Source organism: Micromonospora sp. MH33, assembly GCF_003013775.1.
Taxonomy (GTDB): domain Bacteria; phylum Actinomycetota; class Actinomycetes; order Mycobacteriales; family Micromonosporaceae; genus Micromonospora; species Micromonospora fulviviridis.
In genome coordinates this window covers 1-11,659 of the sequence record NZ_MUYZ01000228.1, presented here as the reverse complement: position 1 = coordinate 11,659, position 11,659 = coordinate 1, and the positions used below count along the sequence as shown (strand labels likewise).

Sequence of the window (11,659 nt, the reverse complement as noted above, 5' to 3'; positions counted from 1 at the left end):
GTGGCCGCGAACCGGGCCAGCAGGTCACCGCCGCCGGTCGCGGCCAGGCCGCGCGCCGCGGGCAGCGGCCGGCCGGCGGCGTCCGGGTCGTCGATGACGATCCGGTCGTACGCCGAGTCGTCGCTCAGCGCGGCGAACGTGGTGAGCGACCTGTCGGGCAGCGCCGTGCCGTCGGGCAGCGCCACCGTGCGGCCGGCCGCCAGGCGGACGAACCCGGGGGTGGTGAGCTGCTCCTCGGGCGAGAGGCCGCGGAACTGTCCGGGGGCGAAGTCGTCCTCGACCGGATCGCCGAGCGCGCCGGCCAGCTTGTCGTCGCCGGCGCCCACGCTCACACCGGTCAGGGTGAACCGGTTCGGGCCGCTGATCCGCGAGGTGCCCATCCGGGACAGGTCGGTGTCCAGCGGCAGCACGTTCTCCCGGACCGAGAGCAGGGCGCCCGGTTGCAGCAGCACGGGGCCGCTCCAGCCGGCCAGGTCGCGCAGGGTGACCGGCTCGCCGGCGGTGATGGCCGGCCGGACCTCCCAGGCATCCGGGGCGGACAGCGCCGCGCGCAGCGCCTCCCCGGCGTCGACGGACGTGGGCTCGTCGGCCGCGGCGGTGTCCCCGTCGGTCCAGCTGAACTTCGCCGACACCTCCCAGAACAGGAACTTGATGCGTGCCTCGCCCCACGCCTTCCACGGGCCGGGACCGCTGATCGCGACCAGCAGGTTGACGGCCAGCAGTTCCTTGTCCTTGAACTTCAGCGACACCGTCGCGCCGATCTCGGCGCTGAACCAGAACGGCTTGAACTGGAACATCACGTCCAGCCAGGCGCGGCCGTCGATGACGAACCCGCCGCCCTCGAAGTGCAGCTTCAGCTCCGCGCCGAACTGGGCGGTGTTGCTGGTCACCGCGAGGTACGCGGTCAGGTTCAACCCCTTGCCGGACTTCTGCAGGGCGATGCCGAACCGCTTGACCGGCGGGAAGCCCGGCGGCGGGTTGTAACGCGGGTGGAAGCCGCCGATGGAGACGGCGAAGGTGCTGCCGGCGCCCCACCGGGCCCGCAGCGCCATCTCCCCGGAGACCGGCCGGCCGAACAGCTTCGAGTCGATCAGCGCGGCGTCGACGCTGATCTCCCGCTTGGCGAAGTCCACGATGCCGGCCGAGTCGAGCCGGAACTTCCCGGCGTCCTTGAAGTCGATGACCAGCTTGCCGAGCAGCAGGATGCGCACCGGGTCGGGGAACTCGACCAGCACCGCGAGGTCGGCGACGACCTGGCCGGCGAGGAAGTTGAGCCGGACCATCGCGCCGAGCACGGTGCCGGTGGTGTCGACCGGGAAGATCCGGCTCAGCGTGGCGATGACCGCGGGCGCGTTGCCGACCGGGTCCGCCGGGAAGAGCAGGGCGTCCAGGGTGCCGGCGCGGGCGGCGTTGCGCACCTCCTCCGGGTTGGTCCGCCGGTTCCAGCCGACGACCAGGCCGAGCCCGGTGATGGAGATGCCCCAGAACAGCATGAGCCCGGGGAACCACTCGTACGTGCCGGCCAGCAGCAGCGAGAAGGTGTGCGCGCCGTCGGCCTCGGTGAGCCGACTGCCGTCCGGGTTGCGGGTGTTCAGGATCGCGGTGGCCTGGAGCCGGAAACCCTTCATGGGGGCCAGCGGCGTGGTGGAGGTCATGCCGAGCTGGAGCACCCCGGCGTACATGCCGCGGGCCTCGTCGACGAAGAGGTAGCCGCCGCCCGAGACGATGCCGTTGTCCATCCGCAGCCCGACACCGTCCGGCCCCTTGAACCGGGGGCGCAGGTCGGCCGCGCCGAGGTTGCCGGCGGTGGCTCCGTCGCCGGACTCGGCCGGCAGCGCGGGCGGGAACGTCAGGTCGGCCGCGACGCCGATGTTCTGCACCACGGCGTGCAGCGGGCCCAACGTGGCCCGGACCGTGGTGGTCAGGGTGAGGCTCAGCGCCCGGGTGGCGGTGGACGCCTCCAGCGCGATCCGCAGGCCCTCGATGCCCAGGCCGTGCCAGGACAGGTGCACCGGGTACTCGGCGGCGAGCGCGGCCGCCCCGGACAGGTGCAGCCCGCCCCGCATCGACCAGGCCAGCCCGAGGTCCAGGCCGACCCGCAGCCCGTCGGCGGGGAGCAGCTTGGCCAGCAGGCCGTCGCCGTCGCCGGCCCGGACGACCAGCTCCGCCCGGCCGGCGCGGATGCTCAGCTCGACGTCGTCGCGGCCGGCACCGAGGCTGGCCCGGCCGCCGATGACCAGCTGCTCGATGGCGAGGTGGGTGCCGCCGGGGGAGCCGAGGATCCAGCCGGGCTGCCCGGCCGGGGCGATCCGGGCGACCTCGGCCGCCCATTTCAGCACCGCGGCGTCGCCGCTGAACGTCACGCCCGCGCTGTTGATCGCCAGCGCCGGTCCGGCGCCGCTCAGCTCGGTGGCGACCGTCCACTTCCCGATGGCCCCCTCCAGGCGCGCCTCGCCGGTCGGGGCGAGGATCACCGTGAACCGGCCGTCCCAACTGGCCAGGCCGAGGGTGACCCCGATGCCGAAGGTGGGGCTCCAGGGCGCCAGCCCGGCGCCGGGCGGCGGGGTGCCGTCGGGGGTGCGCAGGCCGCTGAACCGCAGCCGCAGCAGGCTGTCCGCCAGGCGCCGGCCGGCCTCGCCCTGGTCGGGCCCGAGGTCGGGGCGGACGCCCTGGTCGGCGTCGAGGCCGAGGGCCCGCAGTGCCCGGGCCAGCCGGGGCAGCAGCCGGGCGGACAGCTCGGCCACCCCCTCGGGGGTGTCCAGGCCCTGCGGCGCGTACCGCTGGGTGAAGTAGGCGCCGGGGTCGCGGACCAGGTCGACCACCCGGTCCAGGTGCAGCTCGTCGCGCCGCTTCGGTAGCCGGACCGGCGAGTCGCCCGGCGGCATCGGGGCGCTGGGCGGGTTGGCGGCCGCCGGGTCGACCAGGCCGAGCAGGTCGAGCACCGGCACCACCCAGGGCGCGCGGCGCAGCAGGTAGGTCAGCACCAGCAGGTCGACCAGGTCGTCGGCCAGTTCCTCGGCCAGCCCCGGCACGTCCGGTAGGCCGTTCTTCACCGTGGGCAGGTCGCCGATCTTGCCGACCACGCCGCCGACCGCCTCGCCCAGCCTGGTCAGCCCGTCGATGGTGTCGAGCTTGGCGTCGTTGCGGACCACCGAGATCGCCTCGAGGGCGTCCCCCACGGTGGCCGCCCACTCCTCGAAGCGGGCGGCGTCGAAGCCGCTGACCGCCTCCAGGTCCCAGCCGAGCGCCCGCATCAGCCGGGCCCGCCGCCAGGGGTCCCAGGCGGCCAGCACCGGCTCGGCGAACAGCCGGATCTCGTCCCAGAGCAGGGCGAGGACGTTCTTCGCCTCGGTCATCGCAGCTCCCGTCCTTGCGTACCGCGGGTCATGCCGTCACCCGCGGCAGGTCGCTCAGGTCCAACCGCAGCGAGCCGCGGGCGGCCGAGAGGGTCCGCTCGCCCGCGGGCAGCGCCGTGACGGGCAGCGTGTAGCGGTGCCCGGCCGGCCAGGTCGGCCAGCCGACCAGCGTGCCGAGCGCGGCGGCCACCGGCGCGTCGGCGCTCACCACCTGCCGGACGGCGGTGATCAGCGCGGTCTCGTGCGCGTCGGTCCACCCGGTCGGCGGGCCGCTGAAGTCCGGGCCGAGCGCCTTCGCCCGGGTCAGCACGGTGTGCAGCTCGCTGGCGGCCCGGGGCCGGGTGCGGAACTCCGGCTTCTCGCCCACCGAGGCGGGCGGGCCGACCGCGACCAGCTGGTGCGCCCGGTACTGCTGCCAGCAGGCGAGCAGGGCGACCGACCGTTCGGAGGTGAACACGTCGCCGATCCGGGCCCGGCGGGGCTGGCCGTCGGCGCCGGTCACCCCGGGCACGGTGGGGGTGGCCGCCGGGTCCGGCGAGTCCCAGTCGGTGACGAGCAGGTCGTGCAGCCGCTGCCGGGCGGGCGTCCACAGTCCCCGGCGCACCCCGTCGTGGCCGCGCAGGGCCAGCGCGTAGCGGTGCATCCAGTGCCAGGAGCGCAGCCCGAGCAGCTCCAGGGTGGTGCCCACCGACTCGCGGGCCGCGCCGGTCGAGTCGGTCTCCGCCGGCCGGGCCCGCAGCACGCGCAGCTCCGGGTGGAGCAGTCCACCGCCGTCCTTGCCCCAGCCGGGCACCGCGTTGATCCCGCCGAGGCCGCCGAGGGCGTCGTACGCGTCCCGGTCGGTGGCCCGCAGGAACGCCAGGTACGCCCACATCTCGCCCGGCTCGGCGCCGATGTCCAGCGCCGGGGGCAGCGTGGTGGGCGCGGTCCGCGGCCCGTCCGCCCGCCAGCCGAACGGGCCGAACCGGAGCACCGCCGGGTCGTCGGCCGCGACGGCGTCGAACCAGCCGCCGGCCGCGTCGGGCACCCGGTTCTCGGCGACCGCGCGGAGCACCTTGAAGCTGGAGAGCTGCCGGGCGGCGCGGGCGCCGGGGTCGCCGCCGGCCGCCACGGCCGCGGCCAGCGTGCTCAGGGTGGGGCCGGTGTCGTGGTCCTGCGGCCGGGGCAGCAGCGCCTCCGGCAGCAGCTCCGACTCCGGGTCGAGCACCGGCCCGCTCCACTCGGCGTCGGTGGCGTGTCCCCGGTACGCGCCGAGCCGGATCAGCTCCGGGTGCCCGGGCGGGGGACCGCCGGCGCCGGCCGGCCGGCCGGTCACCACCCGCGAGTAGAGCCGCTGGTCGGTGGCGGTCACCTCGTCGAAGAGCCAGACGTTCGGCTGCGCCAGCCGCTGCGGGGTGTCCCCGGCGACCTGCCAGGACTCCACCACCACGGGGCAGCGCCAGCGCTTGTCCAGCCAGTGCTTGATCGCGACCTGGGTGGCCAGGTCGGCAACCCCGCTGACCGGACCGAGGTAGCGCTCGGCCTCCGGCACGTCGACCGGTTGCAGCCGGTCCGACCACCGGGGCGCGGTGGCGCCGGCCGGCTCGACGGCCGCCCGCTCCCGCCGGGCGTACGCCTGGAACTCCCGCACCGCCCAGTAGGTGATCAGGCCGTACGTGCCGTCGACCGCCCCGGGGGTGCGGAAGCCCAGCGTGGCCAGGTCCTGCTGGAGCCGGCTCACCCAGCGCTCGGTGACCAGCTTCGCCGGCCGCTCCACCCCGTCGTAGCGGGCGAGCGCGGCGCCGGCGGCGTCCTGGTCGCCGGCGCGCAGCACGAACCCGCCGTACGGGGCCGGGGTGGTCAGCGAGCAGCCGAACGACAGGTCCACCGTGTACGTGGTGAGCGCGGCGGCCCGGTTCTCGCCGGGCAGGTGCCACCAGAGCCGCTGGGTGGCGGTCTTGCACTCGCCGGCCGGCCAGCTGAAGGTGATCTCGCCGAGGTTGTTGCGTCCGACGATCTCCTTGCCGTTGCCCCAGGAACCCTTGTAGTGATCCAGGTTGCGGGCCGCCGCCAGGTACTGGGCGAGCGCCTGGTCGCGGGGCAGCCCGGCCGGGTCCACCACCGCTTCGGGGATGCCGTCGCGGCGGACCTCCGGGTCGGCCTCGTCGTGCCGGAGGAACTGCACGGCGACGTTCCACTCGGGCTGCCGGTTGAGGACCTTGAGGGCGTCGTAGTCGCTGACCGACGGCCGGCCGGAGACCCACCAGCCGGTGGTGTCGTCGGCGCCGACGGTCACCCGCACGCCGGCCTGCATCCGCTGGCCCTCCTTGTCGGGCAGCTCGTTGGCCCAGCCGACCAGGTCGATGCGGCCGGTCACGTCGAGCAGCGGCACGTAGCCGACGTCGTGCAGCGCCCGGGTCGCCATGTCCTCGTTGCGGAACGCGCTGGACACGAAGCCGGCGAGCACGCCCTCGGTGCGGTTGAGCCCCTCGTACGGCTTCGCCCGGTCCGGCCCGCAGGCGTAGGGGAGCGTCGCCGAGTAGCGGATCCGCTCGGCCGAGCCGAAGTGGATGTCCCCGCCCAGCAGCACCAGCCGCCGGCGGCGTACCCCGTCCGGGCCGGGCGGCGCGGCGGCGAACAGCCGGGCCAGCACCTTGTGGACGGCGGCGTCGCTGGCCACCCAGGCGTCCTCGGCGTCGGCGGTCCACCGCCCCGCGGTCGCCATGGCCAGGGGCTGGGCGAACTGTTCCAGGATCGGCACGCCGAACAGCGCCACCGGCTGGGCGACCACGGTGACGGCGTCGTCGCCGAGCACCCCGCCGCCGGTGAGCATCTCGTCGAGCGGGTTGTCGTCCAGCAGCAGCCCGCCGGGGTGGCCGGGGCCGCCCGGGTACTGCCGCCAGGTCCGGGTGTCCAACGCGATCAGCTGGTACCGCGGCCAGGTCACCGTGTAGTGGTAGGTCAGCGCGCCGGCCGGGCGGGCCAGCTTCCCCTCCGGGGTGACCCCGGTGGGCAACCCCAACCGGGTGCGCAGGGCCAGGTCGTCGGCGTCGTTCGGCGCGGCCGACCAGCCCCGCAGCGCGGTGAGCGCGGCCCGGCCGGCCTCACCGGCGGCGCCGCTCTCGGCGAACCGGTCCGGCGTGTTGCCCCAGGCCTGGAAGACCACGAAGGCGGCCATCGCGTTGCGCACGATCCGCCGGCCGAGCGCGGAGTCGACCACCGCGTCGGTCACCCAGGACCGGGTCATGTTCCAGTCGTCGGTGACCTCGTGGTCGTCGGCGACCATGTACGTCGTCACGTTGGCGAGCTGCCGGCGCACCGCGGCCAGGCCGGCCCGGAAGCCGGTGAGCGCGAGGGCCTGCCGCTGCCACCGCTCCCAGCGCTCGATGATCTCCTTCTGCTGGGCGCTCGGCGAGTACGCCCGGCCGGCGCGCATCAGGTCGTACACCGTCTCGCCGGGCCGGCGGCCCTGCGGGTCCTTGAGGATCCGGGTGTCCGCGGGCAGCACGTGCTCGAAGGTCGGCCAGCTCGCCGGCCAGAGCACGTCCGACCAGGCCAGCAGGTACATGCACAGGTACTCGCGCAGCGACATGAGGTGGCTGTCGGCGGCGCCCGAGGTGAACTTCGCGTCCCGGCCCACGGCGGTGGCCCGCTTGCCCGGCAGGTACGTCAGGTCGGTCGGCGGCGAGCTGGTGCCGACCGGCATCGCCTCCGGGGCCAGCCCCAGCCGCGCCGCCACCCCCTGGTAGGCGGGGACCGCCGGGTCGCTGCCGACGGCCGGCAGCGCGTCGTGGCCGTGGATGATCGCCAGCAGCGGGTCGGCCACGTCGTCGGCGTAGATCTGGTCGCCGCCGAGGACGAGCTGGTGCGGGCGGTGGGCCGGGTCTCCGCCGGCGGCCGCGATGATCGGGTCGAGGACGGGGAAGGCGTCCTGGCCCTCGCCGTGCGGCTTGCGGCACGAGCCGTGGAAGATCCGCAGCTGGTTCGGGTCGGTCGGCGGGGTGACGAAGGTGGGCACGGCCGGCACGGCGGCCGGCGCCTGCGGGTGGCCCTGGTAGGTGAGCGCCGTGCGGGCGGCCGCGGCGGTGGCGGCCACCACGTCGGGGTCGAACAGGCTGCCCGCGCTCGTCGCGCCGGCGAACGCCAGGTCGTAGCCGTACAGGGTGCCCGGCGCGAGGGTCACCCCGGTCACGGTCACGGCGGCCACGTGCAGCCGGTCGGCGAGCTTGACGGTGGCCCGGCTTCCGGTGCCGACGGTGGCGCCCCGGGTGTATCCGGGAGCGGCGCCGAGCCCGAAGACGGTCAGCGTCACCGTGCACTCGGCGCGCAGGGCGACGAAGACGGTGACGCTGGTCGGGTCGACGCGGCGCACGATCGGGCCGCAGAGCACGAGGGGCAGGCCGGTCGGAGCGGTCATGCGGTGTCCCTTCACCCACGGCCGGTGTTCGTTCCGACCTTGATTGAAGTCACCGCGTGACCGCTGGACCACTGGCGCAACAGCGCGAAGGTTCGGCCGTGCCGGATGACAACCATCGGGCCGACGACGGGTGGGCCCGCCCGACCGTCCAGGCTGAACGTCCACTCAGGTCGTTTCACTGACGGAGACCCGACGACCGCTTGTCCCGCGCGGCCGGGGCAGGCTAGGACCGCCGGCCGCCGGCGCATCCCTGACCGAACTCGACTATCCGCCGGCCTTTCGGGCAAAGTGTTCCGGGTGGGCGACCTACGGGACGGGATGGTTTGCGCGCCGGTGCGGGTGGCGGTGGTCGCGGAGCCGGGACTGCTGCGGACCGCCGTGGTCGCGGTCCTCGCTGCCACCCCGGACTTCGAGGTGGTCGGCGAGACGGAGCCGGCCGGGAGCGTGCCGGCGCTGCTCGCCGCCTGCCGTCCCGAGCTGCTGCTGGTCGACCTCGACGCGGTGGACGACCCCGCCGTGGTCACCGGACCGGATGCCGACGGGTGTGCCGTCGTCGTGCTGACCGCCCGCCGCACCGCCCGGGTGTTGCGCCGGGCCCTCGGCGCCCGGGTCCGCGGGGTCGTCGCCACCGACGTGCCGCCGGAGGAACTGGTCGAGCTGTTGCGGGCGGTCACCCGCGGACAGCGCATGATCGACCCCTTGACGGCGCTCGCCGCCCTCGACGCCGCGGTGAACCCGCTCAGCGAACGGGAGCGCGAGGTGGCCGCGGCGGCGGCGGAGGGGCTGCGGACCGGGGAGATCGCGAAGCTGCTCCACCTCGCGCCGGGCACCGTGCGCAACCACGTGTCCAGCCTGTTGCGCAAGACCGGCGCGCGGAACCGCTGGGAGGCGGTCGAGCGGGCCAGGGACGCGTGCTGGATCTGACGACACGCGCATCACAGGGGTGTTGCGCAACGGTCACCTTCGATTAAGTTCCCGACGGTGCGTCATCAGACGTGCACGTCAGGTCAGGATCGGGGGGTCATGTCCGGGAGTCGCCATGGTCCGCACGCTGCTCGCGCTCAAAGGTCGACTGGTCCGGGGGGCCCTCGCCCATCTGCTGGACGCCGAGGGTGACATCGACGTCGTCGGCGAGGCGGCCACGTTGCACGCCTTGCGTGAGGCGCTGCGGGACGACCGTCCGGACGTCGCCGTCGTCGACGCCGACCTCGTACCCCTGCACCAGCTCGCTCGGATCGCCGCCGGCCACCCCGACGGCGGCGGGCGGCTGCTGGTCCTGGTGGAACGGCGCCGCGCCGCCCGGGCCCGCCCGGTGCTCGCCGAGCACGGGCGGCGCGTCGGCTTCCTCAGCCGGGACGTGCCCCCGCAGCGGATCGCCGAGGGCGTGCGCCTGCTCGCCCGCGGTCAGGTGGTGCTCGACCCGGACCTGGTGGTGGCGGCGCTGGAGGGCGCCGACAGCCCGCTGACGTCCCGCGAGCGGGAGGTGCTCGACGTGGCCGCCGAGGGACATCCGGTCCGGGACATCGCCGAGAAGCTGTCGGTCTCGGCGGGGACGGTACGCAACCATCTCTCCCGGATCATGGCGAAGACCGGCGCGCGGACCCGGCTGGAAGCGGTGCGGATCGCCCGGGAGTCGGGCTGGATCTGACCGGGTCCGTCCCGGCCTCCCAGTAGCCCACCAACTCCCGGTACGCGGCCGACCGGGCCAGCAGCCCCGGGTGGCTGTCGAGCAGCGCGTGCCGGCCGTCGAGCATTAGCACCCGGCGGGCGCGCAGCGCCGAACTGACCCGGTGTGCGATCACCACGAGCGTGCCGGCCCGCTCGGCGAACGCGGTCTCCAGTCGCGCCTCGGTGGCCGGGTCGAGGTGGCAGGTGGCCTCGTCGAGGATCACCAGGGGCGCCGGCGAGAGCCAGGCGCGCAGCAGCGCAAGTTGCTGGCGCTCCCCGGCGGACAGGCCGGCCGGGCGCAGCGCGGCGTCCAGGCCGCCGAGCCGGTCCACCAGCTCGGACAGGCCCAGCCGGGCCGCCGCCCGGACGATCGCCGGGTCCGCCAGGTCGGGCCGCAGGTAGCGGAGGTTGTCCCGGACGCTGCCGGTGAAGACGTAGGCCTCCTGCGGGATCAGCACCCGCCGCCGCGCCAGCTCGGCGGCCGTCGCACCGGCCACCGGGGTCCCGCCCACCTCGACCGTGCCGGCCTGCGGACGCAGCACCCCGGCGATCACCGCGGCCAGGGTGGACTTGCCGATCCCGCTGGCACCCACCACCACCAGGTGGTCGCCGTCGGGCACGTCGAGGTCGAAGCCGTCGAGCACCGGGTCGGCGTGCGGCCCGTACCGGAACGTCACGCCGCGCAGGGACAGCGCCGGCGGGTCCGATCGCGCGGGCGGCGCCCCGCTGTCCGGCGCGGTCTCGCCGGCCACCGCGACGCCGGTACGCAGGAGCCGGTCCAGGGTGACGGTGAACCGCAGCCCCCCGGCGGCCACGCCCTGGACGAGGGTGTGCAGGGCGGGTTGCACCCCGCGGACGACGTAGACCAGGGCGCCCAGCACCGCGCCCGGCCCGAGGCCCTGCCGGACCAGCCACGGGGTGGCGAGCACGACCACCGGCACCGGCAGCCAGCCACCGACGGCCAGGCTCAGGCCACGGGTGACGGCCATGGCGGCCAGCCGCCGCTCCACCCGCGCCTGCGCGTCAACGTGCCGGCCCACCCAGCGGGTGACCTGCTCCCGCGCGCCGCTCACGGAGACGTCGCGGTGGCCGGCGATCGCGCTGACCGCGACCCGGGTGAGGCGCTCGTCGGCGAGCACGTACTCCCGCTGGCGGGCGATCATCGCGGGCACGGCGGCCGCGAACAGGCCGAGACCGGCCAGCACCGGCACGGTGACCAGCAGGGCGACGGGGGCGGCGAGGGAGAACAGCCCGACGATCGCGGCGCAGGCGGCGAAGAGGAAGCCGCGGACCACCGTCAGCAGGCCGGCCCAGGTGTCCCGGACGATCTCCACCTGGTGGGTCAGGCGGCCGACCGCGGCGTCGTCGATCCGGCCGCCCGTCGCGCCGGCCAGCGCACCGGCCACCACCCGGCGCAGCAGGTCGTCGCGGAACGGCTCGACCACGTCGCCGAGGCACGCGTACGCCCGGTTGGTGCCCACGGCGCCGACCAGCACGGCGGCCGCCAGCAGCCCCAGCCAGAGCAGCCCGACCGCCGGGCGCCCGGCCAGGAAGCCGGCGTCCACGGCCCGCGCGGTCAGCAGCCCGGTCAGCGCCGCCGGCAACGCCTCGGCCACCGACCACCCCGCCAGCCGCACGAGCGCGGCCCGCCGTGCCCGCAGCGCGGCCCGGGTCACCGCACCGACCGTGGTCACGAGCGGAACACCGCCCGGTAGCCGGGGTCGTCCCACAGCACGGCGTGCGGACCGACCGCGCGGATCCGTCCGGCCGCCACCCAGGCCACCAGATCGGCCCGGGCGGCCGTGCCGACCCGGTGGCTCACCACCACCCGGGTACGCCGGTCCGCCCGGTCGGTCAGCGCCCGGTTCACCCGGTACTCGGTCACCGTGTCCAGGCTGGACGTGGCGTCGTCGAGGATGAGCAGACGCTCGGCCCGCAGCGCGCGGGCGAGGCCGAGCCGCTGGCGTTCCCCGCCCGACATGGCGACCTCGGCCAGCGGCGTGCCGTACCGGTGGGGCAGCCGCTCGACGAAGTCGTGGATGGCCGCGGCCCGGGCCACCGGCGCCGGGTCGGCTCCGCACCCGACCGCGGCGCCCACCGTCTCGCCGACCAGCACGGGCCGTTCGAACCCGTAGCCGACCGCCGCGTGGAGCGCCGCCGCCGACAGGTCGGGCAGTGGCGTCCCGTCCAGCCGCACCTCCCCGGCGTCCGGGTCGCGCAGCCGGCCGGCGACGGCGGC

Annotated in this window: 6 protein-coding genes; 2 read left to right on the top strand and 4 right to left on the bottom strand. The window is 75.7% G+C overall.

Annotated features, from left to right (window positions below):
* Together B0E53_RS26670 and B0E53_RS26665 are read right to left on the bottom strand one after the other, a co-directional pair.
* Window positions 1-3,356, bottom strand: a 3,356-nt coding sequence (locus B0E53_RS26670; RefSeq protein WP_146167776.1) for a DUF6603 domain-containing protein, incomplete at its 3' end; no start/stop codon positions are given.
* 28 nt (window positions 3,357-3,384) lie between these two features.
* Entirely contained in the window at window positions 3,385-7,752 is a 4,368-nt protein-coding gene (locus tag B0E53_RS26665; protein WP_107078548.1) for a peptidoglycan-binding protein, read from the bottom strand.
* Between the two features lie 297 nt (window positions 7,753-8,049).
* Between B0E53_RS26665 and B0E53_RS26660 the strand changes: the two genes are divergently transcribed.
* Window positions 8,050-8,676: a response regulator transcription factor gene (locus B0E53_RS26660; RefSeq protein WP_168215413.1), complete on the top strand. Its 627-nt coding sequence runs from the start codon at window positions 8,050-8,052 to the stop codon at window positions 8,674-8,676.
* 115 nt (window positions 8,677-8,791) lie between these two features.
* A complete protein-coding gene (locus B0E53_RS26655; protein ID WP_107078546.1) occupies window positions 8,792-9,400 on the top strand; it encodes a response regulator transcription factor in 609 nt (202 codons plus the stop codon).
* Here B0E53_RS26655 and B0E53_RS26650 read toward each other — a convergent pair.
* Both B0E53_RS26650 and B0E53_RS40245 read right to left on the bottom strand, forming a co-directional pair.
* A complete protein-coding gene (locus B0E53_RS26650; RefSeq protein WP_107078545.1) occupies window positions 9,330-11,114 on the bottom strand; it encodes an ABC transporter ATP-binding protein in 1,785 nt (594 codons plus the stop codon). The genes B0E53_RS26655 and B0E53_RS26650 overlap by 71 nt on opposite strands.
* Window positions 11,111-11,659, bottom strand: a 549-nt coding sequence (locus tag B0E53_RS40245) for an ABC transporter ATP-binding protein (protein ID WP_146167775.1), incomplete at its 5' end; no start/stop codon positions are given. The genes B0E53_RS40245 and B0E53_RS26650, both read right to left, overlap by 4 nt.

Bases quoted from the DNA above. Each gene is read 5' to 3' on its own strand.
- B0E53_RS26665 (WP_107078548.1), bottom strand. From the start codon at position 7,752: ATGACCGCTCCGACCGGCCTGCCCCTCGTGCTCTGCGGCCCGATCGTG.
- B0E53_RS26655 (WP_107078546.1), top strand. From the start codon at position 8,792: ATGGTCCGCACGCTGCTCGCGCTCAAAGGTCGACTGGTCCGGGGGGCC.